Origin of the sequence: Pseudomonas sp. NFACC24-1, assembly GCF_900115235.1 — a bacterium.
In the GTDB taxonomy this organism is placed as follows: Bacteria; Pseudomonadota; Gammaproteobacteria; order Pseudomonadales; family Pseudomonadaceae; genus Aquipseudomonas; species Aquipseudomonas fluorescens_AA.
The window spans coordinates 31,220-57,191 of record NZ_FOVS01000004.1; the positions used below are offsets into that span (position 1 = coordinate 31,220).

At 57.2% G+C, this 25,972-nt stretch carries 32 protein-coding genes, 3 tRNA genes and 1 pseudogene; 16 read left to right on the forward strand and 20 right to left on the reverse strand.

All coding sequences use genetic code 11. The features are described 5' to 3' along the window. Positions 1 to 51 precede the first annotated feature (51 nt). Positions 52 to 864, forward strand: a complete 813-nt coding sequence (locus tag BM317_RS05525; RefSeq protein WP_092164352.1) for a crotonase/enoyl-CoA hydratase family protein — start codon at positions 52 to 54, stop codon at positions 862 to 864. A gap of 6 nt (positions 865 to 870) precedes the next feature. Continuing rightward, positions 871 to 1,701 carry an NAD(+) diphosphatase gene (gene nudC, locus BM317_RS05530; RefSeq protein WP_092473411.1) on the forward strand — a complete coding sequence of 277 codons (831 nt, stop codon included), beginning with the start codon at positions 871 to 873 and terminating at the stop codon, positions 1,699 to 1,701. Here the strand turns inward: nudC and BM317_RS05535 are convergent. Next, positions 1,669 to 2,448, reverse strand: coding sequence for a TSUP family transporter (locus tag BM317_RS05535; RefSeq protein ID WP_092164354.1), 780 nt, complete (start codon positions 2,446 to 2,448; stop codon positions 1,669 to 1,671). The two genes, nudC and BM317_RS05535, sit on opposite strands and share 33 nt — an antisense overlap. 391 nt (positions 2,449 to 2,839) lie before the next feature. Between BM317_RS05535 and BM317_RS05540 the strand changes: the two genes are divergently transcribed. Both BM317_RS05540 and BM317_RS05545 read left to right on the forward strand, forming a co-directional pair. Continuing rightward, positions 2,840 to 2,913 (forward strand) — tRNA-Cys (locus tag BM317_RS05540). Positions 2,914 to 3,107: 194 nt separating this feature from the next. Beyond that, positions 3,108 to 3,194 (forward strand) — tRNA-Leu (locus BM317_RS05545). A gap of 98 nt (positions 3,195 to 3,292) precedes the next feature. On the opposite strand, the pseudogene BM317_RS05550 reads toward BM317_RS05545, so the two are convergent. The 6 genes and pseudogenes from BM317_RS05550 to BM317_RS05575 all read right to left on the reverse strand — a co-directional run. Further along, positions 3,293 to 4,306 (reverse strand): annotated as a pseudogene (locus BM317_RS05550) (tyrosine-type recombinase/integrase); the annotation flags it as partial. Position 4,307: 1 nt separating this feature from the next. Then, positions 4,308 to 4,514 (reverse strand): DUF4224 domain-containing protein, encoded by a 207-nt coding sequence (locus BM317_RS05555; RefSeq protein ID WP_092473413.1) that lies wholly within the window; start codon positions 4,512 to 4,514, stop codon positions 4,308 to 4,310. Between the two features lie 35 nt (positions 4,515 to 4,549). Beyond that, positions 4,550 to 4,756, reverse strand: a complete 207-nt coding sequence (locus tag BM317_RS05560) for a hypothetical protein (protein ID WP_092473415.1) — start codon at positions 4,754 to 4,756, stop codon at positions 4,550 to 4,552. A gap of 37 nt (positions 4,757 to 4,793) precedes the next feature. Then, entirely contained in the window at positions 4,794 to 5,078 is a 285-nt protein-coding gene (locus tag BM317_RS05565) for a hypothetical protein (RefSeq protein WP_139236015.1), read from the reverse strand. Between the two features lie 44 nt (positions 5,079 to 5,122). Next, positions 5,123 to 5,407, reverse strand: a complete 285-nt coding sequence (locus BM317_RS05570; protein ID WP_218190544.1) for a hypothetical protein — start codon at positions 5,405 to 5,407, stop codon at positions 5,123 to 5,125. A 49-nt stretch (positions 5,408 to 5,456) separates the two neighbouring features. After that, positions 5,457 to 6,140: a hypothetical protein gene (locus tag BM317_RS05575; RefSeq protein ID WP_092473419.1), complete on the reverse strand. Its 684-nt coding sequence runs from the start codon at positions 6,138 to 6,140 to the stop codon at positions 5,457 to 5,459. Positions 6,141 to 6,227: 87 nt separating this feature from the next. Between BM317_RS05575 and BM317_RS05580 the strand changes: the two genes are divergently transcribed. Beyond that, positions 6,228 to 6,728, forward strand: a complete 501-nt coding sequence (locus tag BM317_RS05580) for a hypothetical protein (RefSeq protein WP_139236016.1) — start codon at positions 6,228 to 6,230, stop codon at positions 6,726 to 6,728. Between the two features lie 35 nt (positions 6,729 to 6,763). Here BM317_RS05580 and BM317_RS05585 read toward each other — a convergent pair whose 3' ends face one another. From BM317_RS05585 to BM317_RS05595, 3 genes are all read right to left on the reverse strand, one after another. Then, the gene (locus BM317_RS05585; protein ID WP_092473423.1) at positions 6,764 to 7,366 is read right to left on the reverse strand and encodes a phiTE_072 family protein; all 603 of its coding nucleotides are present in this window, start codon (positions 7,364 to 7,366) and stop codon (positions 6,764 to 6,766) included. 236 nt (positions 7,367 to 7,602) lie between these two features. Next, on the reverse strand, positions 7,603 to 8,526 hold the full coding sequence (locus tag BM317_RS05590; RefSeq protein WP_092473425.1) for a DNA cytosine methyltransferase: 924 nt from the start codon (positions 8,524 to 8,526) through the stop codon (positions 7,603 to 7,605). Between the two features lie 46 nt (positions 8,527 to 8,572). Further along, on the reverse strand, positions 8,573 to 9,349 hold the full coding sequence (locus BM317_RS05595) for a DUF2786 domain-containing protein (RefSeq protein WP_092473427.1): 777 nt from the start codon (positions 9,347 to 9,349) through the stop codon (positions 8,573 to 8,575). Between the two features lie 198 nt (positions 9,350 to 9,547). Here BM317_RS05595 and BM317_RS05600 point away from each other — a divergent pair, with 198 nt between their 5' ends. Then, entirely contained in the window at positions 9,548 to 10,735 is a 1,188-nt protein-coding gene (locus BM317_RS05600; protein WP_092473429.1) for an AAA family ATPase, read from the forward strand. Beyond that, on the forward strand, positions 10,732 to 11,292 hold the full coding sequence (locus tag BM317_RS05605) for a DUF4276 family protein (protein WP_092473431.1): 561 nt from the start codon (positions 10,732 to 10,734) through the stop codon (positions 11,290 to 11,292). The genes BM317_RS05600 and BM317_RS05605 overlap by 4 nt, the downstream gene beginning before the upstream one ends. Positions 11,293 to 11,300: 8 nt before the next feature. Here BM317_RS05605 and BM317_RS05610 read toward each other — a convergent pair whose 3' ends face one another. After that, positions 11,301 to 11,603 carry a hypothetical protein gene (locus BM317_RS05610; RefSeq protein ID WP_092473433.1) on the reverse strand — a complete coding sequence of 101 codons (303 nt, stop codon included), beginning with the start codon at positions 11,601 to 11,603 and terminating at the stop codon, positions 11,301 to 11,303. A 451-nt stretch (positions 11,604 to 12,054) separates the two neighbouring features. Between BM317_RS05610 and BM317_RS29895 the strand changes: the two genes are divergently transcribed. Beyond that, entirely contained in the window at positions 12,055 to 12,366 is a 312-nt protein-coding gene (locus tag BM317_RS29895) for a hypothetical protein (protein ID WP_139236017.1), read from the forward strand. Continuing rightward, the gene (locus tag BM317_RS05620; RefSeq protein WP_092473437.1) at positions 12,363 to 12,620 is read left to right on the forward strand and encodes a hypothetical protein; all 258 of its coding nucleotides are present in this window, start codon (positions 12,363 to 12,365) and stop codon (positions 12,618 to 12,620) included. The genes BM317_RS29895 and BM317_RS05620 overlap by 4 nt, the downstream gene beginning before the upstream one ends. Positions 12,621 to 13,149: 529 nt before the next feature. On the opposite strand, the gene BM317_RS05625 is transcribed toward BM317_RS05620, so the two are convergent. Further along, positions 13,150 to 13,512: an NUDIX hydrolase gene (locus tag BM317_RS05625; RefSeq protein ID WP_092473439.1), complete on the reverse strand. Its 363-nt coding sequence runs from the start codon at positions 13,510 to 13,512 to the stop codon at positions 13,150 to 13,152. Between the two features lie 282 nt (positions 13,513 to 13,794). On the opposite strand from BM317_RS05625, the gene BM317_RS05630 reads away from it, so the two are divergent. Both BM317_RS05630 and BM317_RS05635 read left to right on the forward strand, forming a co-directional pair. Further along, positions 13,795 to 13,980 (forward strand): hypothetical protein, encoded by a 186-nt coding sequence (locus BM317_RS05630; RefSeq protein WP_060742221.1) that lies wholly within the window; start codon positions 13,795 to 13,797, stop codon positions 13,978 to 13,980. Between the two features lie 86 nt (positions 13,981 to 14,066). Further along, the gene (locus BM317_RS05635) at positions 14,067 to 14,294 is read left to right on the forward strand and encodes a PLD nuclease N-terminal domain-containing protein (protein WP_047698619.1); all 228 of its coding nucleotides are present in this window, start codon (positions 14,067 to 14,069) and stop codon (positions 14,292 to 14,294) included. 33 nt (positions 14,295 to 14,327) lie between these two features. On the opposite strand, the gene BM317_RS05640 is transcribed toward BM317_RS05635, so the two are convergent. From BM317_RS05640 to BM317_RS05650, 3 genes are all read right to left on the reverse strand, one after another. Next, entirely contained in the window at positions 14,328 to 14,753 is a 426-nt protein-coding gene (locus tag BM317_RS05640) for a hypothetical protein (protein WP_092473441.1), read from the reverse strand. Positions 14,754 to 14,871: 118 nt separating this feature from the next. After that, positions 14,872 to 15,102, reverse strand: a complete 231-nt coding sequence (locus BM317_RS05645; protein WP_092164357.1) for a hypothetical protein — start codon at positions 15,100 to 15,102, stop codon at positions 14,872 to 14,874. Positions 15,103 to 15,250: 148 nt separating this feature from the next. After that, positions 15,251 to 15,505 carry a DUF6555 family protein gene (locus tag BM317_RS05650; protein WP_060742222.1) on the reverse strand — a complete coding sequence of 85 codons (255 nt, stop codon included), beginning with the start codon at positions 15,503 to 15,505 and terminating at the stop codon, positions 15,251 to 15,253. A 240-nt stretch (positions 15,506 to 15,745) separates the two neighbouring features. Here BM317_RS05650 and BM317_RS05655 point away from each other — a divergent pair, with 240 nt between their 5' ends. Together BM317_RS05655 and BM317_RS30995 are read left to right on the forward strand one after the other, a co-directional pair. Next, positions 15,746 to 16,645: a polysaccharide deacetylase family protein gene (locus BM317_RS05655; protein WP_092164358.1), complete on the forward strand. Its 900-nt coding sequence runs from the start codon at positions 15,746 to 15,748 to the stop codon at positions 16,643 to 16,645. Between the two features lie 101 nt (positions 16,646 to 16,746). Beyond that, positions 16,747 to 16,938 (forward strand): DUF2188 domain-containing protein, encoded by a 192-nt coding sequence (locus BM317_RS30995; RefSeq protein ID WP_092473443.1) that lies wholly within the window; start codon positions 16,747 to 16,749, stop codon positions 16,936 to 16,938. Positions 16,939 to 17,126: 188 nt separating this feature from the next. On the opposite strand, the gene BM317_RS05665 is transcribed toward BM317_RS30995, so the two are convergent. The 3 genes from BM317_RS05665 to BM317_RS05675 all read right to left on the reverse strand — a co-directional run bounded on the left by BM317_RS05665 (position 17,127) and on the right by BM317_RS05675 (position 20,252). Further along, complete coding sequence (locus BM317_RS05665; protein WP_092473445.1) at positions 17,127 to 18,923, reverse strand: DAHL domain-containing protein; 1,797 nt, start codon at positions 18,921 to 18,923, stop codon at positions 17,127 to 17,129. Between the two features lie 262 nt (positions 18,924 to 19,185). Then, complete coding sequence (locus BM317_RS05670; protein WP_092164360.1) at positions 19,186 to 20,040, reverse strand: prohibitin family protein; 855 nt, start codon at positions 20,038 to 20,040, stop codon at positions 19,186 to 19,188. Positions 20,041 to 20,164: 124 nt separating this feature from the next. Then, a tRNA-Ser gene (locus BM317_RS05675) sits at positions 20,165 to 20,252 on the reverse strand. A 124-nt stretch (positions 20,253 to 20,376) separates the two neighbouring features. Here BM317_RS05675 and BM317_RS05680 point away from each other — a divergent pair. Both BM317_RS05680 and BM317_RS05685 read left to right on the forward strand, forming a co-directional pair. Next, a complete protein-coding gene (locus BM317_RS05680) occupies positions 20,377 to 21,048 on the forward strand; it encodes a Bax inhibitor-1/YccA family protein (RefSeq protein WP_025213780.1) in 672 nt (223 codons plus the stop codon). 382 nt (positions 21,049 to 21,430) lie between these two features. Further along, complete coding sequence (locus BM317_RS05685) at positions 21,431 to 22,780, forward strand: hypothetical protein (protein WP_092473447.1); 1,350 nt, start codon at positions 21,431 to 21,433, stop codon at positions 22,778 to 22,780. A gap of 41 nt (positions 22,781 to 22,821) precedes the next feature. On the opposite strand, the gene BM317_RS05690 is transcribed toward BM317_RS05685, so the two are convergent. Next, positions 22,822 to 23,259 carry an Lrp/AsnC family transcriptional regulator gene (locus BM317_RS05690; RefSeq protein WP_092473449.1) on the reverse strand — a complete coding sequence of 146 codons (438 nt, stop codon included), beginning with the start codon at positions 23,257 to 23,259 and terminating at the stop codon, positions 22,822 to 22,824. A 132-nt stretch (positions 23,260 to 23,391) separates the two neighbouring features. Here BM317_RS05690 and BM317_RS05695 point away from each other — a divergent pair, with 132 nt between their 5' ends. Continuing rightward, the gene (locus tag BM317_RS05695) at positions 23,392 to 24,285 is read left to right on the forward strand and encodes a DMT family transporter (RefSeq protein WP_092164368.1); all 894 of its coding nucleotides are present in this window, start codon (positions 23,392 to 23,394) and stop codon (positions 24,283 to 24,285) included. Between the two features lie 15 nt (positions 24,286 to 24,300). Here BM317_RS05695 and BM317_RS05700 read toward each other — a convergent pair whose 3' ends face one another. Continuing rightward, on the reverse strand, positions 24,301 to 25,926 hold the full coding sequence (locus BM317_RS05700; RefSeq protein WP_092473451.1) for an NADP-dependent glyceraldehyde-3-phosphate dehydrogenase: 1,626 nt from the start codon (positions 25,924 to 25,926) through the stop codon (positions 24,301 to 24,303). Positions 25,927 to 25,972 lie beyond the last annotated feature (46 nt).

Consider the following 25,972-nt stretch of genomic DNA (forward strand, 5'->3'; position numbering starts at 1 on the left):
GATGGCTTGTTATAGTTCAGGCCTCTTTTCAGCCGGTAAAGGATCACTGCCATGTCGCAATACCAAGCGTTCAACGTCGAACTTGCCGATAACATCGCCCATGTGCAGATCAATCGCCCGGAAAAGATCAATGCGATGAACGTTGATTTCTGGCGCGAGATCATCGAGATCTTCCAATGGATCGACGACACCGATGAGGCGCGGGTGGTGGTGCTCAGCGGTGCCGGCAAGCATTTTTCCTCCGGCATCGACCTGATGATGCTGGCCGGTGTGGCCAACGAGCTGGGCAAGGACGTGGGACGCAATGCGCGCCTGTTGCGGCGCAAGATCCTGCAACTGCAAGCCTCGTTCAACGCCGTGGACAATTGCCGCAAGCCGGTGCTCGCGGCCATTCAAGGCTATTGCCTGGGCGGAGCCATTGACCTGATCGCCGCATGCGACATGCGTTATGCCGCCGAGGACGCCCAGTTCTCCATCAAGGAAATCGATATCGGCATGGCTGCCGATGTTGGCACATTGCAACGCTTGCCGCGGATCATCGGGGACGGCATGCTGCGTGAACTCGCTTATACGGGGCGTACCTTCGGTGTCGAAGAAGCGCGCAGCATCGGCCTGGTCAATCGTGTCTACAGCGACACTGCCAGCCTGCTCGACGGCGTGATGGGCATTGCCAGGGAAATCGCCGCCAAGTCGCCGATTGCCGTGACCGGCACCAAGGCAATGATCAGCTACATGCGCGACCACAGCATTGACGACGGCCTGGAATACGTCGCCACCTGGAACGCCGCCATGCTGCAATCGACCGACCTGCGCGTGGCCATGACCGCCCATATGAGCAAACAGAAACCCGAATTTCTGGATTGACTGACCATGACTTCACGCTGGACCACCGCAGTACTCGATACCGATCTTCCTGGCGGCTGGGCCGTGGCCCGTAGCCCGGAAGGCTTTCTGTTCGACGACAACGGCGCGCTGTTCCCCCGCGAGTGGCTCAAGCGCCAAGACCTGTCGATCCTCGCCGAACACGGCATCGGTCACCTGGATGGCGAGCCGGTCTACCTGTTGGAGTTGCACAGCCCGCTGGACATTCCTGGCTGCAACTGGAAAGGCCTGCGGGCGTTCATGCTCGAGGACGACCACACGCTGTACAAGGTGTTGGGCTATGCGGCGCAGATCGGCACCTGGGCCCGGGAGCATCGCTTCTGTGGCAGTTGCGGCAAGCGCATGAGCCAGATTCCGTTGGAGCGGGCCATGTATTGTGACGCCTGTGACCTGCGCCATTACCCGCGGATTTCACCGAGCATGATCGTGTTGATTACCCGTGGCGATGAAGTCCTGCTGGCCCGTTCGCCGCGTTTCGTCACGGGCGTCTACAGCACCCTGGCGGGGTTTGCCGAGCCCGGCGAGTCGGCCGAGGATTGCCTGGTGCGGGAAGTGCGTGAAGAGGTCAGTATCGAGGTGAAGAACATCCAGTACATGGGCAGCCAGTGCTGGCCGTTCCCCCATTCGATGATGCTCGGTTTTCACGCTGAATATGCCGGCGGCGACATCGTGCCCCAGGAAGATGAAATCGAGGACGCCCAATGGTTCAACGTCCACGACCTGCCACCGTTGCCGGCCTCGCGCTCGATCGCCCGCTACCTGATCGACCTTTATGTGGCGCGGCGCTTAGGCCACGCTGAACCAGTGCTGCCAGGCTAGACGCACGGTCAAGCCCAGCACCACGGTGATGAACACCGGTCGGATGAACTTCGCGCCGCCGCTGATGGCGGTGCGAGCGCCGAAGAACGCGCCGATCATCACCGACAGGCCCATGCTCAGGCCAATGACCCAGTCCACCTGTCCGGAAAAGACGAACACCGACAGCGCCGCGATGTTGCTGACGAAATTCATGCTGCGCGCCACGCCGCTGGCCTTCACCAGGTCGATGGGGTAGAGCAGCAGGCTGCTGACCGTCCAGAACGCACCGGTACCCGGCCCGGCCACGCCGTCATAGAAACCCAGGCTGAAACCCTGGGACGACTGCCAGGTCTTCTTGATCGGTGCGTCGCTGTCCAGCGGTGCCTTGGGCGTGCCGCCAAACAACAGGTACAGGCCGCAGGCGAAGACGATCACCGGCAGCATCTTGTTCAGCCACTCGGCAGGCAGGTAATGGGCGACGATGGCGCCGGTCAGGGCCCCGACCAGTGTGCCGACGAGGGCGTGGGTCCATTGCCTCGGGTGGAACAGCTTGCGCTTGTAGAAGGTGAAGCTGGCCGTCGCCGAGCCGAAGGTCGAGCTGAGTTTGTTGGTCCCCAGGACCAGGTGAGGTGGCAGGCCTGCGGTCAGCAGCGCCGGCGTGGTCAGCAGCCCACCACCACCGGCGATGGCATCGATGAAACCGGCAATGAAGGCGACAACGGCAAGGATAGCGAGGGTAGTGAGGTCAACGCTGAGTTCGAAAGGCATGGAATGGGCTTATTTTGGCAGGTCGCAGAAGGACTGCGGGAAGGCCGGTATGTTACCCATAATGGTGCAGGGCTGCGACTGTCTCTAAGGCCTGTGACGTTCCCGTGGCGAGGACGCTTGCTCCCACTGGGTTGCGAAGCAACTCCAAAGCCTGCCACCCTCCACCTGGCACCCCGATGTAGCTGTCTGGCGGAAGCTGGCCATTGGACGAATTTTTTTTGAAATCAAGGGGTTGTCAGCCTAGGCAAATGAGTACATAATTGCGCCCATCGAACGCACTGGGACGTAAAAAATCTCAATGTTTTCAAGGAGATAGCTCTGAGTAAGTGGCTTGTTTCCTGATCAGGTTTGTACCGCGGTTGATGTGGCTGCATTGCATCAAGCGTCTTGAGGCCGAATAGCAAAATGGTTATGCAGTGGATTGCAAATCCACCTACGCCGGTTCGATTCCGACTTCGGCCTCCACTTTTAAAAAGCTCTGTAGATCTATGATTTACGGAGCTTTTTTATTTTCGAAGCATTGAAAGGTTTTGCGTTGAAAAGGGCATAAGCTACCTTGCTTCGCAGAGGAGGGATGTATATATTCCCCCCTCTTGCTGCACCAGCCAGGACTTCGGCCATTGGATTTTGCCGACGTTGCCATGGTTAACCGCGCTACCGCCCGAATGGCGAAACTGGTAGACGCATGGGACTTAAAATCCCCCGCTCGTAAGGGCGTGCCGGTTCGATTCCGGCTTCGGGCACCATCTAAAATCAAGGGTTTGCGAGCGAAAGCTAATGCAAACCCTTGTTCGTTTCTGGTCCGCAATTTTGACGCTGGTCCGCAATTACTTGGTGGGCGATACCTTTTGCCTATCCGGTTCCGAATGTACTGTTCGGTCATTACCACCGTCGTATGCCCGAGTTGATCTCTTGCCTGAAGAATATCACCCGTGGATTCGGCCTTGTCGGTGCCGGCTTTTGCCCGCAGATCCCTCATCTGAAATTCAGATTTAGCGACCTCGGCCGCTTCTCTGGCTAAATCAAATCTCCTGCGCAACATGGCCACTGTCATCGGTGTGCCGTCCTCCGTGACGATCAATCGCGTAGATCGAACCTTGTGGTTCGATTTGCGGGCCATGATCCTGTCTATCACAGCCTTCAGTTCCCCCGTCACTTCGATTCGAAGCTTCGCCTTTGTCTTACCCTGCAGAACCCACAGCTGCCCGTCCCGAACGTCTCGCTCGTCCATCAGCCGGGGGTCTGTCACGCGCTGGCTCGTCAGATAGGCAAGGTCCATCGCATCCCGCAAGCCGGAGTCTGCTTTCTCGTAGACGCGTTTGAACAGCTCATCTTCGACATAGGTGTTCCGGCCGGTTTCCTTGTTGCCCTTGATGCCTGCGCACGGGTTGGCGAGGGCCGTGTAGCCTTTATCCCTGGCGAAGTTCCATATCGCACTGAGCAAAGCCCTCTCGCGGTTCGCCCTGACCGGCGCGGCCTTCCGCCAGGTCAGGTACTGCCTTACGTGAAGGGGCTCGATTGTTTCCAATGGCGCAGGCGGATCATCAAAAAACGCGATCAGGTTTTTCACTTCGCGCTTGTTGTCGAGCTGCGTCAGTTTGCCTTTCGTCGGAACGACGTCGACCATGTATTTCTCGGCGACGTAGCGGAAGGTGATCACCTTCGACACCAGGTCGGTCGCGGTACGATCGCGCTCGAGCTTGGCGTACTCCATGATCGCAAGTCCGTAGTCGCTGCCAAGGGGGATTTCTTTGCGGTCCTTTCCGCCGGTGTCGTAGTAGTAATACACCCGGCCGCTGCGCTTTTTGCGCTCCCGCAGCCGGGCTATAGAGCCAGGTTTGCTCGGTCTTCGTCCCATTTCAGCTAGCCTTGCGTGGTGTCCATACGGGTTTTTCTGTTTCAAAAATGCCAACGGCAGTAACGGCCATGGCCGTAACGCTCGGCCAACCGTTCACCTTGATCGTGTGCCGAATGCCGTTTTTCTTGAGGTTTTGAATTTGCCCTGCCTTGGTCCGCGCGCCGGTGAGCTCGCAAACCTCCTCGTGGGAAAGAAACTGGATGCTCATGAGCTACTCCATGCCGCGTGCGGCGGCGGAAAGGGTTACGCGGGCCGCGCCTTCTGGATGATGTAAATGACGATGCAGCCGGTGGCAGCGAGCCAGACCAGCGAGCCGAAACCCATGGTGATGAGGGCCGCGTCCGTACCGTGCTCGAGCATTCCCGGGACGGCGTAGGCGAACCAGAGGAGGCTGACCAACAGGTACAGCAGCGCGCCGATCAGGACTTCGAACAGTTTTTTTGCAGACATGGGTGTGCTCCATGCCGCGCGTGGCGGCAGAAGGGGGTTATTGGGTGGCTTTGGCGATGGCCTTTGCCAGCCTTACCTGGGTGCCGTTCCCGTTGCCGGACGGCTTGATACGATTGATCACTGCCAGCGCCTCAATGGCGGCAGCAAGTAGTTCTGGCGCCGCGGAAATCAGTCGCGCATCGGCTGGGCTCTGGCAGGCGAAGTAGCCGTCGACGTTTTGGAGGAAAAGGTTTTCCTCGCCGTGCTTGCCGTTGAAGGTCACACAATCCTTCATCCGACGATGAACACCCCAAGGGCCAGGAGTAATTGGTTTTTCGGACATGCAGAGTTCCTCGCCCGCCGTTCACCGGCAGGCTGTGGGGGGGGTTAGGCGCCCTTGAACGGGACGACGTTCTCGAGTTCTTGCTTGACGCCCCCAGAGTCGCGGAACGACTTCCATTCGGTGTGGTGGGCTGGGCAGTAATCGAGGTCGATTCCAACCCGGGCTGAGTGATAGCCGCAGATCGACCGGTCGCAGGTCTTGCCATTGCCGACCGGGAAGTCGCAAAGGTTTATGCCTACGTCTCCGCATTCAGCGCAGTGGGGGCCGAGCTTCCCGCACATGACGCCGATCTTGCGCCGGTCTTTGTCGTAGATCGAATAGCAGGTCATGGCCTTGGCCCTCGATACACCAGCAAGGCCATGTGGAGCACGGGGAGGATCATGGCTGAACCCTCTTGAACTCAACGACCCAGACCCAGGGGTTGGCGGCAAAACTGTCGGCGCCGTTGATCGAGGACCAAAGTCTGGCGAATGCCCTGGCAGCAGTCGTTTCGAGTGGCGATTCCCCATCGTCGGGGCCGACCATGTAGCCAGTGCAGATCGGCCAGCCGTCATCGGGTCGAAAATCGACACCGATGATTCCCTCGGCCAGCGCTTGGGCATCGCGGATGTCCTGCAACCGCTCGACGCGCACGTCGATTATCTCCAGCAGGATGCGGCTCACCCAGCGCGGCATGTGGATGGATGGCCGGGTTTTGCCAGGCGAGATCATCGCGCAACCGGTCTGCCTGACGGCCTCATCTGCCGGGTAGCGGATCGGCTCGCCCTGGCTCAGTTCGCGAGGCGCGACCGAATCAAGTTGAGCGTCAGCTACCCACGCTTCGCGCACCCACAGCCGGTCGCCTGGTTTACCGTAGGGGCAGCACTCGTTGACAAAGTGCTTAGTTACCGGCTTTCCATAGCCGTCCTGTCCGTAGTTGGAATTACCTACGCAGAAATTGCCACTGGCATCGATATGCGGCTGAATCTTGACTGCCCGCCGGGTGACTGTCTTCCGGTCCTCCAGGATGGCGCGCACCATCGGCGCCGAGAACAGGATTGGCCGTTCCTTTATTTGAGACATGAGTCGTCCTTGCCGCTATAGCGGCTGACATTTGAATAGGTTATATCTTTATACTGGAGTGAAAAAATGGAGCAGGAGGGTTGTAAAATGATCTCCGGAACTGATTACGAAAAGCTCAAAAGCTATCTTGATGAATTTGCCAGAGAGTCCGATAGAGGGTGCGCTGTCCTCGTTCTATGTACTTTGGAAGACTTACTTGTTCAGGCGATAAAGAGTAGATTGCCAGAATGTGGTAATGATGAGTTGAGAAACATTGCGCCTCTTGGTCGACTATCGGTCACCATTTCCAATGGTTTGCTCCTTGGGATACTTTCAGAAGATGAAAAGAAAGACTTCTCAATATTAGTTAAAGTCAGAAATAAATTCGCTCATGGTGCTTTTTTGGATTTGAGCTTTGCGCATGCTGACATAAGTCATCTCTGTAGCACGCTGACGCTGTGCGATCGTCTTTCGGAGTTTGTAACCAAGAAGCCTAGGGCACGCTTTATGTTTTCAGCGACTATGCTTTATTTAGTTTTGCATCAGCGTTCCTCAGACGAAACATGGCGATTAGAAGTTAAGGGTGAAACAAATTTCGAAATTGAATGAGTACCTGATAGAAATCGAAGGTGCAGTTTCGCTGATCATGCTGCCTCCTGCTGCTGTTCCTGGCGTAGCGCCTCTTGTACGGCCGCGATGATCCGACACAGGTAGTTCCAAGCGGGATTGGGCTCGACCGCCTTGTCGTCCACCATGTACCACCATTCGGGGCCCAACAGGTCTGTTAAAAGCTCGCCATGCTGGTGCGCATTCGTGATTGATTCGATGTTTCGCAGGTCTTCGATCTGGTCGAAAAGATCGCAAGCGTCCTCGTTGTCGAGGCTATCGCCGAACTCCCAATAACCCTTGCGCATGCGGCGCCGGTCAATGACGGCTTTCCTCGCCAGGTTCAACAGCGCTTCGTTCGAAAATCGCATCGCGCCCTTGCTGGGCGAGAAGTAGCCGATGATGTAGTGCTCATCCAGTCGACAGAAGAACTGAGCTATTGTTAGACCGTCCCACATCCCGCCCCAGTAGGCGTGCCAGCTCTTTTCCCAGCAACTGACGGTGATCTTGCTCTTGCGTGGTGCCAGGTCTTCCAGGAACACCGTGATCGGGTCCAGGCCTTGTGCGCCGGTGATTACCAGCTTCGTCACTGTCGAGCGCTCGACCTTCAGCTGCTCGGCCTGTTTGTTTTCTGCGGGCATGGCTATGTCCTTTGCCGGGGCGTGCCCGGGCGGTGGCGTGCATTAGGGGAAATGGAAAACCCACAAGAGGATCGGGGTTCAGGGGACTGGGAGACTTTTAAGTGACATACACGGACAAGAAAGTCACAACCAACCCCTGAGCTACCGAATGAAAAAAATCATCGCAGAACTGATTTACCAGCTTCTCGTCGAAGTATTGGGCCAGGCACTGACTCGTCTGGCGGAATGGCTTTCAGCTATGCCGCTCGCTTGAGCTCTTCGATGACGATCTTCCCGGCCAGTGGCGGTACCGCGTTGCCAGTCATGTGCATGGTCAGCCGATGATTGTCCGGGCGCTTGGTGTCTGGTCCGAAGGACTGGGCTGCCAGGGCTTCGTCCGCCGACATCATTCGCATCTCGTCGCCGCGCACCAGGGCCCAGCGGTCAAGCGTGGTGATCGTGCCGATGGGCCGATCCAGGCTTCGCCCAGTCAGGCCGGAGCCCGAGCCGTAGTAAGGCATGATGAAGCGCTCACCGAAGCGCTCGCGGCCATTCTTCACACGCAGCAGTGTTGACTCGGCGCGCCCAGGCTTGTCGATCTTGCTCCAGTTGCCGGCGTCGAAGTCCAAGATGTGGCGGGCGGGAACGTGCTGGCAGCGGGGCAGCTGCAGGTGCAGAGGGGCCTTGCTAAGGGAGCAAACCATGAACAGACGCACGCGGTGCTGTGGTACGCAGAGATCGGCACAGTCCACGATGTGCGGCGCCAGCGCATAGCCGAGGCGCTGCATTGCGTAGGCCCAGGCGGGATACAAAACCCAGCCCATGAAATCAGGCACGTTCTCGATTATGGCGAACTCTGGCCGGTTAACCTCCGCGTTGGAGACTGGCGCCCACGCGGTTGAGCGCGATTTGTCATGCTTCGCCTTGCCGTTGTCGCGACCTCGGGCCTTCGTGTGGCCCTGGCAGCACGGAGAGGCCAGCATCAAGTCATGCTTCGGCACCTGCGACCAGTCGGCTTGATGCAGGTCCTGGCAGATATGTTGGGTGTCGGGATGGTTGGCCGCGTGCCATTCCACTGCGTCCGGCCAATGGTTGGCAGCCCAAAGAACCTGCGCGCCGGCATCGCGGGCGCCAGTAGACCATCCGCCGAGACCGGCGAACAAATCGATTGTTGTAAACATGTGTATTCCTGTGTCGGACGTATCCCGGGCGGTGGAGAAGGCGAGATCAGGCGGTTGCGGATAGGGCGAGTGTTTCGTCGCCGCCGCGGGAGATTCCGGCATTCAGATCCACCTGGCGGCCGGCAAGCATCCCCGCAATCTGAGCATTCAGATCGATATCGACATCGCGCGCCTTGCGAGCCTTGCCCACGCCTTTGTTTGCGAGGTACTCGGCTATCAGCGCCTTGTCTTGCGCTTCGACGGCGATGATGTCGCGTCCTTTGCTTGCTGGTGGGGTATCGTCTTCGCCCTTTGGAACAAGGGCGATGAGCTTCCCGTAAACCTCGTTGACCCATGTAAGGGCAAAGTGGTCGCCTGCTGTTTCGGGTGAGTACGTGCTGCGATGCACGCCCGCACGCACCGCTGCGACGTATTGCTTGCGGGCAAATTTCAGCTTTGTCAGCAGCGCCTCGAACGCATACAGCGCGATGTGCTGAGCAGGGGTAACCCCCACGAAGGACGTGCGAGCGATGATCCGATCCTTTTCCTTGCAGTACTGCCGGCCGTACAGGGAGGTGCACCCGAACGCATGGGCAACCGCCCCACTCAAGTTCCGCTCCCAGGTGGGAAGGCGTTCAGCGCGGGAGAATTGAGACTCAACTTCACCGACGTCGCTCAACTTCACATCCATTTCGGTCAGCCGGTACTCGCGCATCAGTGCCTGCGCCTGCCGCAGCGCTGTGGCTGCTTCGTTCTCGTTGGCGCTCTGGGCCAGTGCCAGGCAGTGCTTGATCTCGCGGATCGCGCGCTCGAGTTTCTTTTCTTCGATCTGTTGTGCGGACATAGGAATCCTTGTTGAACGTACGAATTTTGGTGAACTATGGTTAGGTGCCACAGGGAGGACCGCAGTGTTGGTCTGCGCGGTTTCAGCCCATGGAGACTTCTTTGCGTCGTTGGGTCGCCTTTTTGCGCCTGGCAGGTAATAATCACAGGCAGTACTAAATTTGATTTTTTCGGCTCGAGCCGAATACAGGGAGGGGGCATGAAGCTTGAGACGATAAAGGTCAAACGATTTAAAGCACTCTACGACGTTGAGTTAAAGAGACTTCCGAAGTTTGGTGTTTTTATTGGCGCAAATGGTAGTGGAAAAACTACTCTATTCGAAGTTTTTGGGTTTTTACGCGACTGCCTAGTTACAAATGTTCGGGCTGCGTTACAGCGTAGGGGTGGGTACAAGGAAGTAGTTTCTCGCGGGTGTGAGGAGGATGGGATATACATAGAGCTTCAATTTCGTATGCCTATTGCAACAGTTGAGCGGTTGGTTACCTACAGTGTATCCATTAAGCTTGAGGATGGCCGACCGGTTGTTGCAGAAGAACGGTTGAAGTACAAGAGAGCCGCGTTTGGTTCTCCGTTTAACTTTCTTATGTTTCGAAATGGTAGTGGGTTTGCTATTGAAAATGAGGAGGACTTTGATCGTCCAGATGAGGAGTTGACGAGGGAGTTTCAGGAGCTCGAAAGTTCTGACATCTTGGCAATTAAAGGTCTCGGACAGTTTCAAAGGTTTAAAGCGGCGAGCGCTTTCCGACAATTAATCGAAAAGTGGCATTTGTCAGACTTTCATATAAATGAAGCCAGGAAGACGCAAGAGGCTGGGTATGCTGAGCACTTGTCTCCTAATGGGGAGAATTTGGCGCTAGTTGCACAGTTTATGTACGAAAATCATCGCGATAGATTTGATCTCGTGCTAAAAAAAATGACTCAGAGGGTCCCTGGAGTTAAAGAGGTAGAAGCCGTAGAAACTGAGGATGGCAGAATTGTTTTGAGGTTTCAGGATGGCAGCTTTAAAGATCCGTTTATATCTAGATATGTCTCTGACGGGACTATCAAAATGTTCGCGTATCTGTTATTGCTTCATGATCCGGCACCACATCCACTTCTCTGCATCGAGGAGCCGGAAAATCAACTGTATCCTTCGTTAATGATTGAACTTGCCGAGGAATTTAGAGGGTATGCCGAGCGAGGAGGGCAAGTCCTCGTCTCTACGCATTCCCCTGACTTGCTTAATAGAATCGACCTAGACGAGATTTATTGGCTATCGAAATCTGAAGGTAGAACTATAATTAGAAGAGCAAGTGAGAATGAGCAACTGGCTTCTTTGATCGCTGAAGGTGATCTACCTGGGACTCTGTGGAAGCAAGGAGCGTTTCCGGAGATTGATCCATCATGAATCTTATTTTTATGCTTGAAGAACCGTCGATGCGATATTTTATTGATGGCTTCATTCATCGCGTTCTCCCAGAAGGCGTACACGTTCAATATTTAGTTCATGAGGGAAAACAGGATCTGGAAAAATCTATCCCTCGCAAGCTTCGAGGGTGGCGCGTACCTAACAGTTATTTTGTTATAGTTCGTGATAAAGATGGTGAAGAACCCCTAACACTTAAGCAGCGTTTGAGGGAGATGTGCGCCGAAAATGAGCGACCGGATGCTTTAATTCGAATCGCTGTGCATCATTTGGAGAGCTGGGTTTTAGGTGATTTTAGAGCCGTGGCGCTTGCTTTTGATAAGCCGAATTTAGTTTCGCTGTCCGTGAACAGAAAATATCGTAATCCGGATGTGTTAGCTAACGCTTCTGAAGAGATATCGAGGATAATACCTGGCTATCAAAAGGTTAGTGGCGCTCGTGAGGTTTCAAGGTTTATAGACCCTGATAATAATAACTCTCCGAGCTTCAATACTTTTTTGGCAGGTGTTAAAGATCTTGTAAGAGCTTATCACGTTTAACTTTTCGGCTAAGTACTTGTGGTTAGTGAGTTTATCGCTATGGCCGTCCCGTCAAAAGAGTCGATATCCATGCGAGCCTCTAACACTTGGGCAAAGTTGATGGATGCCTTCCAAGTCCAGCGGAAGCCCTTGGTCAAGCCGGTAGAGCGCTCAACGATATGATAGGCGTTGCCCTTGGTCACGACATGGTAGCGAATCTGCTGCGCGGGGGCTTCCTTGCCGATCATCGAGTAGAACTCGGCGGTGGCGATGACTGCGCGGGTGCGGAGGGCCTGGAGCCCGGCGGCGCGCTGCTGCATGAGTGATTGCATGGCGGTTGCCTCGGTGTTGGGTTGCGTTTATTCGTCAACACTCTGGCCGCAGGCTGTTTGCCGTTGGGCGCCGGGGAGAGTGCTGACGGAAAAAGGCAGGTCGAAAAAAGCCCGATCGAGACCGGGCTTTTGTTGGCTTCACACAGACCTCCCTATGTGATCGCCGATTGCCTTCGTTGGAAGGGCTTGGTCTGAGCTATTTCATGATGGTCATCCTCAGGGTTGATTGACGTGGGATGCAGGCGGCCGGCACTGCCCGGCACGTATCAGGCTTGGTCGTTAGTACGTGAACGACCCCGCGAATCGCCTGCACTTCGTTGCAGTCATCCCGCCGCACGCTGCAAGTTGCTCCTCCAGTCGCGTGTCTTTCGGCTTATTCTGCCGCTGGATAACTATTCTTGGCGGTTTTCCACTGCTAATCTCGACGGGTGTGAACTCGAAGGCATATGCCATGGACCCGAAGAATCTCGCGGTACTGTTGAAGCTCAAACATGCCATGGAAGAGGCGAACCCGCCCGCCATCTCCACGCCTTTCGAGCCGTCTCCGCCAAAAAAGCCGGCAAGCGGTTGGATCGTCGCGAATTGCCGTTTCTGCAAAACCACGAAGTTCAGCTACCGGGCTGACTGGGTTAATCCTCCCGTCATGTGCGAAGGCTGTCGAAATGAGCGAAAGACTCGTTACAAGCCCGGTGAAGGCGATACGCTTTATGCTGAAACCAAGGTTTTTCATGGCGGCGGCCCAGGCACCGGAAGGCGCAAATGAGCGAAAAGAAGCCAATCAAAAAGAGCGGAAGCAAAAAGCCCTCTACCAAGGAGAAGATCGCCAAATTGCATCAGCAAATTGAGCGCCTCCAAATTGAGCTTGAAGAGGCGGCGCCGCGGCGCGCGGGGCAGATTGCGCAGCAGCTACGATTGCTTAAGGAAAGCCTCATGAAAGAGCGAGTCCATTTGATATCGAAGCTGGAGCGCGTCAGGCGCGTTAAGGTTTCTGGAAGTTACGGATCAGCTCAAAGGTAAGTACCTGCTCTGCTTTCCACAGGGTCCTTTCGAGGGCCCTCTGGAGAGCATCTGTCTCTGTGAGCTATATGCACAGCCCTGAAAGAGTTATCGTAAGACAGTCCCAAGACCATTCAGTCCACGAAAGCTGGGTGGTCTTGGGTTTCTAAATCAGGCGGTTTGAAGGTTTTCGCAAAACCGATCGACTGCATTTATCGACTGATGCTGCCTGTCGCCATCGACAGTATTGGGTCGTTCCCTGCTGATCAAGTCCGATGAAATCGGTGACCCTTCCGTGTGGATGACCACACCCGAATTTTCCATGGCGATTACTCGGTGGAAACCAGTAGCAACGCTCAATACTGAGCCTGCTCGCGAACTGAGGGTACACATAGAGGTAGAAAAATTTTCGAACTAAAAAATCCCTTTATTTTCAATAACAAAGAGAAAGGTTCGATTCCGGCTTCGGCACCATCTAAAATCAAGGGTTTGCGAGCGAAAGCTAATGCAAACCCTTGTTCGTTTCAGTTCCCCCGCTTGTACCGACTCATCACAACCGCCGGCGAAATGCCTCGAGAATATCCCGCGTGCCCTTTTTCATTTGCAGTTGGGCAATGGCATCCAGCGGGTGCCAGAGGCAATCGCTGATTTCATTCTGTGGCCGGGCCGCCGACGAGTCGCTGACTGAGGCTTCGAACACGTGGTGCTCGGTCTGCCCGTCATGGATTCGCATCAGATAGAGCAGGTTCTCGACGTCCAGGCCAGTTTCCTCCGCCAGTTCCCGGATGGCTGCTCCCGCGTGGGTTTCCCCGCGTTCGACGGTACCGCCGGGTAGCGTCCAGCGGCTATTGGCTTTGCGAACCAGCAGGACGTGGCGATTGTCCTCGCAGATGACGGTCGCTCGAATTTTCATGGTGGTGTTCGATCCGTGACTGTCATTAAACTGAAATATATCTGCAATATTTGAGCCTGGCATTAATGGCTCGTTCAAATATCGATTTTTCAGGGTCCTATCCGTAAGACCACGACGGGGTGGGAACGGCTGAGTTCATTTGAGTCTGTTGTCGCTCCCGGTTCTCCTCCTACCGTCAGCGCCGGGCTTTCGACCGGCTATCGCCTCGAAGGGAATCCGCTTCGAAAAAATGAATCCATGTTGGGTGCAATGGCTGCCCCCGGTAGGGGGAAGGACAGACAGATGACCACCGTTGAAGACTTCAAGATCAAATCCCATGAGCTCCTGGTGGAGCTCGATACGGCAACAGCGGAAATGATGAAGCTCATATGTGTCCATCAAATGAGCGGATCGACTTGGGATGAGGCGGTTCAGCGTCAACATGAAGCCTATGAGCGGTGGGTCGCTTATCTGAATGAGCGGGGGTAGTTGCCATGCACGCGCCATGGGCGAAACTCTTTGAACGGTGCCTGAACGGCTGTGCCTAATCCTTAAACCGACAAGAGGATTAGGCCATGTCTGAATTAGCCAGTTACTTCTGGATCGCTGTCGCGGTGCTGTTGCTGCTCGTTGATCTATGGGCGATCGTCAGTGTCTTTCGAAGCGACAAGTCGGCCGGGACCAAGGCCGGCTGGGCGCTGCTGTTGATCATCCTGCCGGTGTTGGGGCTGATCATCTGGGGCGTAGCCGGGCCCCGTGGCATCAAGGAGGGGCCGTCATCACCGGAGCACAGCAAGGGCTAGGAACGAACAAGCTGCGGTTGACGCGCCGGCCTGTCACTGGTTTTTCCAGTCGCCACCGGTGCTTTCGCAATCTTCCTGGGCCTGCTGTAGCTGCTCGACACCATAGTAGTACCAGTTCACCTTGGCATTATCGGGAAGGTTGGCCGATCCACCGTGTTTGTCTTTGCTGGTTGAGCGTGGGTTGGCCAACGCTTCCTGGGTCAGCCTGGCCTGGCAGGTCGCTACATATCCCTCGGCACAACGCTCGACTTTACGTTTTTGGGTGCTGAGCGTTCCCTTGCTTTCATTGCTGCAAGACCAATCCAGGGTTTCGGCGGGCATGCCTTTGTATTCGTAGCAGCTATGGCTTTCGATCACCGGAACCGACTGGCTCTGGGATTGGGTGATGACGTCGCAGCCTTGGGCCATGACGGCGGCGGGGCTCGCACAAGCGATCAATAGCAGGATTCTGGCATTCATGTGATTCTCCCTTTGCGGCTTTTGCACCGGTGCCTATCCATTTCGAGGTGCAAAAAATGTCCGTGTTCCATCAGTTTTCCAACCGGTAGAACTCAAGGGGAACCTCTGACGTGGCGTGTCAGCGGAACTTGGGCAGCGGCGGCTCGGCGGGCTTGAGTGACGTCAGCGCGCTCTGGATCGACGGGGCGTCTTTTTCGATGTCGTTGAGCCGATCGCGGATACGCACCGCGGTAGGGTGCCCGCCCTGATGGTCGACCCAATCGGCGATTTCCTTGCAGGCTGCCGTGAGCCTGGCCTGACGCGATTCCAGCAGGGTGAGCAGGGTGGTGATGGACTCTTTTTCGGACATGTCACACCTCCATTCAGGGTTGATGAGGCAGCACGAAACCCGCCAGGGGCGGGTCATGCTGCGATTTAAGCGTAGTTGAGTTATTTCGGATCTGTCGAAGAATCCGGCGCCCGGCCAGACAGCCGGCGCCGGAAAGGGCACACGTTATTCAGCCGGACTCCTTGACCCAAGTCGGCGCGACACTCGCCCGCCAGCGTACATCGGTAATGCCGTATTTTTCCGCCAGGGGCTTGGAAACCCGCTTGACCTTCTCCCTACCGAATTTCGGTATGCGTCCGACTCCCGCGTCGCAGCTGGCCCAATGCCAAGCCTCGGAGTTATTCATCACTTCTGCGCGAATAATGAATGACTTGGGTTCGCCATGGAGTATGTAGTCAATGATGTAAAGCGATGGCCCGCCCATAAATCCTCCCTAATATAGTCCTATACGGATGGATGCAAAGGCATTGGGAAAATTCCATCGAATTTCCAGACGGTCAAATTAATACCGTGCAAGCTCAAGTGCGGGGGCCACAAAAAATTTTTCGAACAGCCATTGTTTACAGCAAGGAACCAAACCCGGTTACCCTTCTCCAAGGTGGGCTTCAACACCGTCGGCCAGGGATCAAAGGCGAAGCAACGCGGCATCAATTAAAGGCAAAACATGAAAAAAATCGCCAGGGTCCTGTCCATGGCAGCCCTCGCCATCGGTTTATCGGGCTGCATTGGCGCCCCCATCGAACTGACGCCGCAAACCGAACAACGCTTGCACGAACAACCCCCGATCCGTTTCCTGCTGACATTCGATGATGGTCCCAGCGCATCGTCTATCTGGAACCCTAGCCTGGAGGTACTGGACGCTCTCGCAGACAACCCGGTACAGCCCGGCATCAAGGCCGTGTTTTTTCTCCAGACCCGCGGGCCGCGGGCCGGCGGCAGTGATATCGGCCGCTCAGTGATGCGTCGTCAGCAGCAGGAAGGCCATGTGCTGGCTTTCCATACGGCGACCTACTGGCACACCAATCATCGGTTCCTGAGCCCTGATGAGCTGGAGCAATCGCTCACCCGTGGCGGGAGTGATATTGCCGCCATGACCGGTGCGGCACCGTCCCTGGTCAGGCCACCTTTCTGGAGTTTCGACAGGCGTACCGCAGCGGCCTACCGGCAACATGGTCTGCACATCTTGTTGACCGACCTGAGCGCCAATGACGGCAAGGTCTGGGGCATCACGATGAGCCCTCGGCGGCGGATCAACCTGACTCGACAACTGTCCGAGGTGCGCGAGCGTATCGCCGCCGGGCAGTTGCCAGCGGTGGATGGGGTTATCCCGGTGGTGGTGACCTTTCACGACATCAATCGTTATACCGCCCGACATGCCCGCGAATACCTGCAGATCCTGCTCGACAGCGCCAAGGCGACCGGCATGAGGACCGCCGCCAGGCCGTTCTATGATGATCACCAGGCATTGGAGCGAGCGGCCTTGGCCCGGACGGTCGATCACAGTGCAGAACCCGTCCATTTGCCGGGATTGTGGGACTGGTTGTGGGATTCGGATTCCCACTGAGGATGCCAAGGGTGCAGTCGGCTTCGCGACGTCCGGTCGGCAGCCGTGGGGTATCAGCGTGTATGGTAGGTGATGCACCCTTGTTGAAGTCGGAGGTGATCATGAGTACTGCGATGATGACGAAAATGCACATCAACGGTTATGACGTGCTCAGCGTAAACAGCGGCCCATGGAGAGTCTGTACCCAGGCTGACCGGTTGGGCTCATTTGCTTCCCGGGAGGAAGCGCTGGCCTACGCGGCGGCATTACCGACCCGGAGAAGCCGTAGCGATCGGCCTGGGAATACGAAATAGGTGGGGGCGAGCCTGCTCGCGATGCGGTCAGTACATTCAAATTCTGGGTGACAGCCACGCCGCGATCGCGAGCAAGCTCGCTCCCACAGTTTTTTCCCGGGTGCCCATCAAGAGTGTGCCCACCAGATATCTCCTGTGGGAGCGAGCTTGCTCGCGATCGCGGTGGGTCAGACTGCGTCTTTCGCTGATCAGGCACGCGCCAACTCCAACGGGATCTCCAGGGTAAACAGGGCTCCGTGCCCGGGGCCGTCGCTATGGACATGGAGGCGGCCGTTCATTTCAACCGCCGCCAGGGCGCAGCTGTGCAGGCCAAAGCCATGCCCGTCCTTGCGGGTGGTGAAACCATGGTTGAAGATGCGCGCCAGGTTTTCTGGGGAAATGCCTTCTCCGCGGTCCTTGACGCTCAGGCTCAGGTTGGTTTCGTCGAGGATACGGATCCCCAGGGTCATTTCACGCGGATGTTCGCTGATATGCGACATGGCGAATTTGGCGTTGCTGATCAAGTTGATCAGGATCAGCAACAACCTGTGCTTGTCCCCCATGATCGCGGGTACGTCCTGGTAATCCTTGATGACGGTGACGTGGTGCCGGCTCAGGGCGCCCGAGTTCATGCGCAGCGCATCTTCGAACAGGTCGCTGACATTGAGCGGTTCGATCAGCCTGGCGGCCCCTGCGTAAGTCTGTTGAGTCGTGACGATTTCCTTGATGTGATCAATGCTCCTGGTCAACTGTGCCAACTCATCGATAAGCAGTCTCTGTTCGGCGGCAATGGAGTCGACCAACTCGTTGAAGTAACGCGGCAGTAACCGGCCTTTTTCATCAAGGGTAATGAACCGGCCAAGGTCCTCGGCATGTTCGTTCATCATGTTGACCGCTTTCGTGAGTCCGAGCGTCTTGCTGCTCCTCAACTTGCGGGTCACCAGCTCGGCGGAAATATTGACGCTGTTGAGCACATTGCCGACGTTGTGCAACACATTCGTCGCGATTTCGGCCATGCCCGCCATTCGGGCCGCATCCACCAGTTCGCGTTCGGCTTCCTTCAACTCGCGGGTACGTTCCTGCACGCGCTCTTCCAGGCGCTCGTTGGACGATTGCAACGCTTGGTTGATCTGATTGATCACGGCATAGCTGCGCACCAGGCGCACCGCCAGGTAGATCATCAGCAGTGCCATCAGGCTGGCGCATACAGCCAGGTAGATGTGGTATTGACGGTCGGTTGCGGCGGTCCTGCGCTGTGTTTCGTTCAACAGCTCATTGATGCTGTCCAGTTCCTGGGCAACCGGAATGACGCTGATGCGGTCAAGCAGGTCATTGACCATCGGTTGTTCCTGGACAATGGTCTTGACGTGCTGGACGAGGCTGATGAAGGGTGCCTGAAAGGTGGCGGGCAACGGGTGAATGTACTGCTCCAGTTCAGTCAGCTTGCCTTGTATTTCCTGGGCTTTGTCCGTCGTGACATAAAGCCCGAACTCCAGTGTTGTCAGGGTCAGCTCGAGCACATTGGACGCCACGGTCAGGCGCTCCATGGGGCTGTCGATGTGCATGTCGTTGAGCAGCGTTTGAATCTGGTCTTCGGCCTGCGGTAGCGCATCCAGGGACGTGCGCAGCCGGGCATTGTGTTGTTCGAATTGCTCCACCAGCAAGGTCTTGTTCTTGACGGCATCCACATAACCGTTGCGCCGGGACATCCAAAGCGCCGCCAAGGGGCCGGAGTTATTGAGCCGCTCCAACTGCTGCCAGCGACTGTCGGCCTCCGGGGGCGGGGCCAGTGAAAGGTTGTTGTTGATGCCGATCTTCTTCCTCAGGATCTTGCCGTTCCAGTTCGCATCGGATTGTTTGAGTTGACGAATGAAGTCGCGGGACTCGAAGTAGGTCGATGAGTCGTACGTGTATGACTTGATCAAGAAGAATATCAGTGCGGAAAACACAATAAGCGCGATGGCCAGCAAGGCGGGCCATTTATATTTTTTGATAAGAGTGGTCACGCTACTCTCCTGTCCAGGGTGCTTATCGAATGCGTCGGTGAATTGCCGGGGGGAGGGAGTTGCTCAAGGCATGGGCCGAAGGGGAGGCAAGGTAATCGTCGTAATGTGGGGCGTGTCGGTCTGCTTTTGCCTGGGTACACGTTGAACTCCCTGCTAACGATGAACGTCGGGTTCATTGGCAGTGTAGCGTTCGAGAGGGGCAACGCTTGCTCAGGGCGCTCCGGGATGGAGCTGGCGCGGCCAGGGAGGCCGCGCCTGGGGGTTACTTGATGTCGATAAAGGGCAGGGCGCTGTTCGGCAGCACGGTGGTGGGCAGCACGCCATTCCAGCGTTCGGCCTTGGTCAGTTCCACAAGGTTCTGGTTGCTGGCCAGGGCCTGGGCCCGCGCCTTGATGGCTTCGGCTTCGGCTTTGCCGCGCAGTTCGGTGGCCAGCGCGTCTGCCTTGGCCTGTGCCACTTGCGAATCGGCTTCCGCCTGGGCCTGGGTCACCCGGATCTGCGCCTGGACCTGCTCGGTGGCGAGTTGTTGTTCGCGAGTCTTGACCTGGACTTCCGCGGCCATGCGCGCTTCGATGGCCTTTTCATAGGCGTCGCTGAAGTCGATGTTCTCGACCTGGACGCTGTCGATGATCACCGGCCCGGTAATGGTGGCCTTGATGGCCGTGGAAATATCGTTGACCAGTTGGACGCGGTTCTGCACGGCAGCCACGGCGTTGAACTTGCCAAAGACGTTTTCCACCTGGGTCGGCACCTGGCGGCTGATCATCCGGTCGCGGATGCCTTCAAGGTCCTTGAACTGGGTATAGACCTTCGCCACATCGGAAGGGGCGATATGCCAGGACACGGACACCTTGAGCTGGGCGGACTGTTGATCCTTGCTGTAGGCCTGCAGGTCTTCGTAGGCGGTGACTTGGCTCTGGACGCTGATCATGCGTACGGATTCGATGAAGGGCGTCTTGAAGGACAATCCCGGTTCCACCACCCCGACCAGCGCCCCGTTGCGCAGCAGCACGCCGCGCTCGGTCTCGTCGACCGTGTACCAACTGCCGAACAGTACGCACAACAAGACGATGCCGATGATTGCAGCACCGATGGAGCCGATGGTTTTGCTGGTCACTTTTCTTTCCTTGAGCGGCGGGGCGGGGTTTGCCATAGCGATGTCCAATGCTGAAGCTGCAATAGGCATTCTGAATGCCAGACACGAAAAAGCCCTGAATAATCAGGGCTTTAACGTTAGAATATGGCGGAGGCGATGGGATTCGAACTCATGGACCTGTTACAGTCGACGGTTTTCAAGACCGTTGCCTTAAACCACTCGGCCACACCTCCGTATTGCGTTGCGGGCGCCATAATACCCGAATGAAACACACTGTCAAACTCTCTACGTAGCTTGTTACAGAGCGTCTGTTATGATCCTTGCCACTGAATGTTTCAAAACCGGAGGAGTGTCGCCATGCGCGAACAGGATTACGCAGTGAACAACAGCGTGCAGGCTGAGCAGCTAGAGGTTAGCCGCGTCCTGCGCAACACTTATGGCCTGCTGGCACTCACACTCGCTTTCAGCGGTGTGATGGCCTACGTCGCACAACAGATGCGGGTGGGTTACCCGAATATCTTCGTCGTGCTGATCGGTTTCTATGGTCTTTTCTTCCTCACCAACAAACTCCGTGATTCGGCCTGGGGCCTGGTGTCGGCTTTCGCCCTGACCGGCTTCATGGGCTTCCTGCTCGGCCCGATCCTCAATCGCTACCTGCAAATGCAGGGCGGCGCCGAAGTGGTCAGCTCGGCCTTTGCAATGACCGCCCTGGTATTCGGTGGCCTGTCGGCCTACGTGCTGATTTCCCGCAAGGACATGAGTTTCCTCGGCGGTTTCATCACCGCAGGTTTCTTCGTCCTGATGGGGGCCGTGCTGGCCAGCTTCTTCTTCCAGATCAGCGGCCTGCAACTGGCGATCAGCGCCGGCTTCGTGCTGTTCTCGTCGGTCTGCATCCTGTATCAGACCAGCGCCATCATCCACGGCGGCGAGCGTAACTACATCATGGCGACTGTCAGCCTGTATGTATCGATCTACAACCTGTTCGTCAGCCTGCTGCAGCTGTTCGGCCTGATGGGTCGTGACGACTGATTGCATCCGCGATGAACGAAAAGCCCGCTTCGGCGGGCTTTTTTTCGCCCGCGTTTCGAGTTGTGGCCAATGGCCAACAAAAATTCTGAAACAGATGGCACCTTTGAATAAATGATCTACACCTAGGAAATGGAAGCGTATTGCCATGGGAGGCAAGAAGTGGATCGCTGGGTTACCTACCTGAATTTTCCCCCATTACGTATTCGGCCACCGAGCCCGGTCTGGTCGTGGCCGTTTGTTGGGATTGGGAGGCTATCAAGGCGACTCCGCAGGACCGTGAGCAGGCTTGGGCATCGTGCTGCAGCCTGATAACAGAAGGAGGCCCTGTACATCGGCCAGGAAGTCGATGCAATAGCAGGCGCTTCCCTATAAGGAGATATCGATGAAGCAGCCTCAAGGAAAGATCATCGCGTGGCTGGCCCTGACGGGGGCATTGTCCACCGCAAGCGTCCATGCCGGAGTCTTCCCCGATTTCGGCTACGCCCCGCCCAAGAGTGCATACTCCGGAGCGCCGTTCCAGCTCAGCCAGGATTATCCGAAGGTGGCCCCGGGCGCATCGTCGGTACCGGCATTCTTCCAGCATTTGCCCAAGACATTCTCCAATGACTTTGAAACCTGGCGTCCGTACATGGAGGAAGTGAAAAAATATTGCTTGGAAGGCAATACTGAAATTGGCTGGAAGGTACAGAAGAACAAGATTCGCCCGTGGTATCACATGCCTTGGCAGCATTACGGCCCCAACGGTCGTGAAGGCATCAGCGGGCTGACCAAGGAGGCACCGATTCAGCCCGGGCAATTGGCAAGTACACAGACCGACAGCGGGCAGACCTACGCGGTGGGGATCTATAACGACATAGGGGCCTACACCATCGGCCAGGTCTGGAAAGACCCGGATAATCCAGATCCAAGCTATACCTCCAAACCCAAGAGTTTTGCCAACGGCACGGTGGTCTGCAAGGCGCTGTTCGCCGATATAGACGTCAAGACGGTGCCGTTCCTGGCGAACCCATTGCTCTGGAACGCTTACACCACCGAAACCTTCACCTCGACAAAACGGTCAGTCACCAAGGTGGCGTTGATTCAGATGGACATTGCCGTGCGCGACACCCGCGTGAGCGATACCGGCTGGCTGTTCGGCACGTTCCAATACAACGGCGCCAAGACCGGCAAGGCGAACTGGAACAATCTGGTGCCGGTGGGGATCATGTGGGGCAATGATCCGAAGGTAACCGGCAACGACTTTACCAACCCCAAGCCGGTGGTCACCAAGATCAACCCGGCCCTGAAACAGACCGCGATCAATGCCAACACCCAGGAACTGCCACCGACCCACCTGGGTTGGAACGGACGACTCAATGGACCGGTGGACAACCCCCAGGCGTCCTGCCTGAGTTGCCACATGACCGCCGAGTACCAGCAATTGGCGATCATGAACCCGACGTTCCAGGCCAACCCGCCACCTGTGGGGGGCGATGTCTGGATGCAATGGTTCCAGAACATTCCGGCCGGTCAACCGTTCAGCCCGGGCACGCAAAGCACGGACTACAGCCTGCAACTGTCCGCAGCCCTGGCCAATTTCTATGACTGGAAGTGCAACCACAGCGGCGTCTATGCCGATGGCGTCAATGCCTGCACCAAGCTCCAGACGCTCAAGTTGATCAAAGCAAGCAACGCGCCAGAGGAACAAGTGCACAAAGTGCAGCGCAGTCCCGAGTTGGAAGAGCTCGAATAACACACTTTCCCGGCCTCGGGCGACCCGAGGCCGGTTTCCACTCACGCCATCGGCGGCAACCGCCGCTTGACCGGGGTCTTCTTGACGATGGCCGTATTGGTCTCGGCATGGACATTGAGCTTGTCCAGCAAGGTATCCAGCTGTTCCATCGAGCGCACATGCAGGCGCGCGATGAAGCAGTCGTCGCCGGTGACCTTGTCGCATTCGGTGAATTCAGCGATGGCCTGGATCTGCCGCTCCACTTCCTGCAACTGCCCCGGTAGCGGGCGGATGCGCACGATGGCCTGGAGTTGATAGCCGAAGCATTTGGGGTCCACTTCGACGGTGTAGCTCTTGAGCACGCCGCGTTCCTCGAGCCGGCGAAGACGTTCGGCGACACTGGGGGAGGACAGGCCGCTTAGGTTTGCCAGGGCCTTGAGGGAGCGTCGGGAGTCTTCCATCAGGGCACTGATGAGGACCTGGTCAATGTCGTCAGTCATTTCAGCTCCATTAGGCGAATGCGTGAAGTTGCCTTGATAAAAAAGGTCGAAACGCAGTTTAGCCTTTTTCAAGCCATGGAGAAGGTTCGGGTCGGCTCGGCATACTGTGCCACTTGCTGAAGGAGCCTGAAGATGGACAAGACCTTACGCCGTGGTTCGCTGGAAATGACCGCCGCCATGCTGATCTCCGGAACCATTGGTTGGTTCGTGCTGGTTTCCGGCTTGCCGGTGCTGGATGTGGTGTTCTGGCGCTGCGTGTTCGGTGCCGTGACTTTGTTGTTGATCTGCGCCGGGTTCGGCTTTTTGCGGCCCGGCATCCTCACCCGGATCACCTTCCTGCTGGCGGTGCTCAGTGGTGTGGCGATCGTCGGTAATTGGGTGTTGTTATTTGCCTCTTACTCCCGTGCTTCGATCGCCATCGGCACGGCGGTGTACAACGTCCAGCCGTTCATGTTGGTAGGCCTGGCGGCGTTGTTCCTGGGGGAGAAAATCACTGCGCAAAAACTGTTCTGGCTGGTGGTGTCGTTTCTCGGAATGCTGGCCATCGTCAGTGCCCATGGTGAGCAAGGGCAGGGTGGCGGTGACTATCTGCTGGGCATTGCGTTGGCGTTGGGGGCGGCGTTGCTGTACGCCGTCGCGGCGTTGATCATCAAGCGCCTGACGGGCACGCCACCCCATCTGATCGCCCTGATCCAGGTCAGCACCGGCGTGTTGCTGTTGGCGCCCTGGGCGAACTTCTCGGCGTTACCACAACACGCCCAGGCCTGGGCCAGCCTGTTGACCCTGGGCATGGTGCACACCGGCGTGATGTATGTGCTGCTGTACAGCGCGATCCAGCGGTTGCCCACCGCGTTGACCGGGGCTTTGTCGTTCATCTATCCGATCGCGGCGATCTTCGTCGACTGGTTCGCCTTCGGCCATCGCCTCGAACCGCTGCAATGGCTGGGGGTGGCGGCGATCCTGCTGGCGGCTGCCGGCATGCAACAGGGCTGGGGCATCAAGTGGCGTCGCCCAGCCCTGTCGTAGCCCTCCTGGCGTGGATCAGAAGATGTAGTCCGTGGTCAGGAAGTTGGAATCCCGCTCACGGATGATGTCGCTGATCAACGCCTTGTTGCTGTCCTGGAACTTGGTCGCCACGAGTGTGCGGATGGAAAAGGTGCGCAGCGCATCGTGGACCGACAAGGTGCCCTCGGCCGAGTTCTTCCGGCCATTGAACGGGAAGGTGTCCGGGCCACGCTGGCACTGGGCGTTGATGTTGATGCGGCCGACCTGGTTGGCGAAGGTGTCCACCAACTTGCCGACTTGTGCCGGGTCGGTGCCGAAAATGCTGAGCTGCTGGCCGAAATCGGACTCCAGCACGTAATCGACCACAGTATTGAGGTCGCGGTACGGCACGATGGGCACGACCGGGCCGAACTGTTCTTCGTGGTAGACCCGCATCGCCGTGTTCACCGGGTACAGCACCGCCGGATAGAAGAATGAGTTGCGCGACTCGCCACCGTGGACATTCTTCACCTCCGCACCCTTGGCGACCGCATCGGCGACCAGTGAATGCAGGTAGTCGACCTTGCCCGCCTCGGGCAAGGGCGTCAGCGCCACACCGGCTTCCCACGGCATGCCGGGTTTCAGGCCGGCCAGCTTGGCGTTGAATTTCTCGATGAATGCCGGTGCCACGTCTTCATGGACAAACAGGATTTTCAGCGCCGTGCAGCGTTGGCCGTTGAAGGACAGCGAGCCGGTCAGCGCCTCGCTGACCGCGTTGTCCAGGTCCACATCCGGCAGCACCAGCCCGGGATTCTTCGCATCCAGCCCCAGGGCGGCACGCAAGCGGTGCGGGCGCGGGTGGAGTTTCTTCAGGTCGCTGGCGGCCTTGTTGGTGCCGATGAAGGCAAAGATGTCGATCTTGCCGCTGGCCATCAGCGCGCTGACGGTTTCCCGGCCGCTGCCGTAGATCACGTTGATCACCCCCGCCGGGAAGCTGTCGCGGAAGGCTTCGAGCAGCGGCCGTACCAGCAGCACACCGAGCTTGGCCGGCTTGAACACGACGGTGTTGCCCATGATCAAGGCCGGAATCAGCGTTGTGAAGGTTTCGTTCAGCGGATAGTTGTAGGGCCCCATGCACAAGGCCACGCCCAGGGGAACGCGGCGGATCTGCCCGAGGGTGTCCTGTTCCAGCTCGAACCGGCTGGAGCGGCGGTCCAGTTCCTTGAGGGCATTGATGGTGTCGACGATGTAATCGCAGGTGCGGTCGAATTCCTTCTGGGAGTCCTTGAGGTTCTTGCCGATCTCCCACATCAGCAACTTGACCACGGCCTCGCGCTGCTCGCGCATGCGCGCCAGAAAGGTTTCCACATGGCGGATGCGCTCGGCGACGCGCATCGTCGGCCACTGGCCCTGGCCGCGATCGTAAGCCCGGACGGCGGCGTCCAGGGCGGTGAGGGCGGTCTCGGCATCCAGCAGGGGCGTGCTGCCGAGAATCACTTGTTCATCACCCAACTCGCCGGTCAGGTAGACGGGGCTGCGGACGACGGCCAGCGGCCCTTGCCAGGTTTGCAGGACGCCGTCGACCAGGTATTCGCGCTGCTCGATCCGACCTTCGAGGCGGTAGGCGTCGGGGATGTCGGCGGCACCGGGGAACAGGTTGGCGAGGAAGGGGGCTGTGGTCATGTCGTTACTCCATCAATGAAATGAGCCATGGGCGAACGGCTTGCAG

Coding starts and splice junctions, on each gene's coding strand:
- BM317_RS05620 (WP_092473437.1), top strand. CDS start 12,363: ATGAGCGAAAAGAAGCCAATCAAAAAGAGCGGAAGCAAAAAGCCCTCT.
- BM317_RS05555 (WP_092473413.1), bottom strand. CDS start 4,514: ATGAGCATCCAGTTTCTTTCCCACGAGGAGGTTTGCGAGCTCACCGGC.
- BM317_RS05645 (WP_092164357.1), bottom strand. CDS start 15,102: ATGTCCGAAAAAGAGTCCATCACCACCCTGCTCACCCTGCTGGAATCG.
- BM317_RS05610 (WP_092473433.1), bottom strand. CDS start 11,603: ATGCAATCACTCATGCAGCAGCGCGCCGCCGGGCTCCAGGCCCTCCGC.
- BM317_RS05580 (WP_139236016.1), top strand. CDS start 6,228: ATGATCTCCGGAACTGATTACGAAAAGCTCAAAAGCTATCTTGATGAA.
- nudC (WP_092473411.1), top strand. CDS start 871: ATGACTTCACGCTGGACCACCGCAGTACTCGATACCGATCTTCCTGGC.
- BM317_RS05565 (WP_139236015.1), bottom strand. CDS start 5,078: ATGTCCGAAAAACCAATTACTCCTGGCCCTTGGGGTGTTCATCGTCGG.
- BM317_RS05525 (WP_092164352.1), top strand. CDS start 52: ATGTCGCAATACCAAGCGTTCAACGTCGAACTTGCCGATAACATCGCC.
- BM317_RS05685 (WP_092473447.1), top strand. CDS start 21,431: ATGAAGCAGCCTCAAGGAAAGATCATCGCGTGGCTGGCCCTGACGGGG.
- BM317_RS05560 (WP_092473415.1), bottom strand. CDS start 4,756: ATGTCTGCAAAAAAACTGTTCGAAGTCCTGATCGGCGCGCTGCTGTAC.
- BM317_RS05650 (WP_060742222.1), bottom strand. CDS start 15,505: ATGGGCGGGCCATCGCTTTACATCATTGACTACATACTCCATGGCGAA.
- BM317_RS05600 (WP_092473429.1), top strand. CDS start 9,548: ATGAAGCTTGAGACGATAAAGGTCAAACGATTTAAAGCACTCTACGAC.
- BM317_RS30995 (WP_092473443.1), top strand. CDS start 16,747: ATGAGTACTGCGATGATGACGAAAATGCACATCAACGGTTATGACGTG.
- BM317_RS05625 (WP_092473439.1), bottom strand. CDS start 13,512: ATGAAAATTCGAGCGACCGTCATCTGCGAGGACAATCGCCACGTCCTG.
- BM317_RS05690 (WP_092473449.1), bottom strand. CDS start 23,259: ATGACTGACGACATTGACCAGGTCCTCATCAGTGCCCTGATGGAAGAC.
- BM317_RS05700 (WP_092473451.1), bottom strand. CDS start 25,926: ATGACCACAGCCCCCTTCCTCGCCAACCTGTTCCCCGGTGCCGCCGAC.
- BM317_RS29895 (WP_139236017.1), top strand. CDS start 12,055: ATGGACCCGAAGAATCTCGCGGTACTGTTGAAGCTCAAACATGCCATG.
- BM317_RS05605 (WP_092473431.1), top strand. CDS start 10,732: ATGAATCTTATTTTTATGCTTGAAGAACCGTCGATGCGATATTTTATT.
- BM317_RS05590 (WP_092473425.1), bottom strand. CDS start 8,526: ATGTTTACAACAATCGATTTGTTCGCCGGTCTCGGCGGATGGTCTACT.
- BM317_RS05695 (WP_092164368.1), top strand. CDS start 23,392: ATGGACAAGACCTTACGCCGTGGTTCGCTGGAAATGACCGCCGCCATG.
- BM317_RS05635 (WP_047698619.1), top strand. CDS start 14,067: ATGTCTGAATTAGCCAGTTACTTCTGGATCGCTGTCGCGGTGCTGTTG.
- BM317_RS05655 (WP_092164358.1), top strand. CDS start 15,746: ATGAAAAAAATCGCCAGGGTCCTGTCCATGGCAGCCCTCGCCATCGGT.
- BM317_RS05535 (WP_092164354.1), bottom strand. CDS start 2,448: ATGCCTTTCGAACTCAGCGTTGACCTCACTACCCTCGCTATCCTTGCC.
- BM317_RS05575 (WP_092473419.1), bottom strand. CDS start 6,140: ATGTCTCAAATAAAGGAACGGCCAATCCTGTTCTCGGCGCCGATGGTG.
- BM317_RS05680 (WP_025213780.1), top strand. CDS start 20,377: ATGCGCGAACAGGATTACGCAGTGAACAACAGCGTGCAGGCTGAGCAG.
- BM317_RS05630 (WP_060742221.1), top strand. CDS start 13,795: ATGACCACCGTTGAAGACTTCAAGATCAAATCCCATGAGCTCCTGGTG.
- BM317_RS05570 (WP_218190544.1), bottom strand. CDS start 5,407: ATGACCTGCTATTCGATCTACGACAAAGACCGGCGCAAGATCGGCGTC.
- BM317_RS05585 (WP_092473423.1), bottom strand. CDS start 7,366: ATGCCCGCAGAAAACAAACAGGCCGAGCAGCTGAAGGTCGAGCGCTCG.
- BM317_RS05595 (WP_092473427.1), bottom strand. CDS start 9,349: ATGTCCGCACAACAGATCGAAGAAAAGAAACTCGAGCGCGCGATCCGC.
- BM317_RS05640 (WP_092473441.1), bottom strand. CDS start 14,753: ATGAATGCCAGAATCCTGCTATTGATCGCTTGTGCGAGCCCCGCCGCC.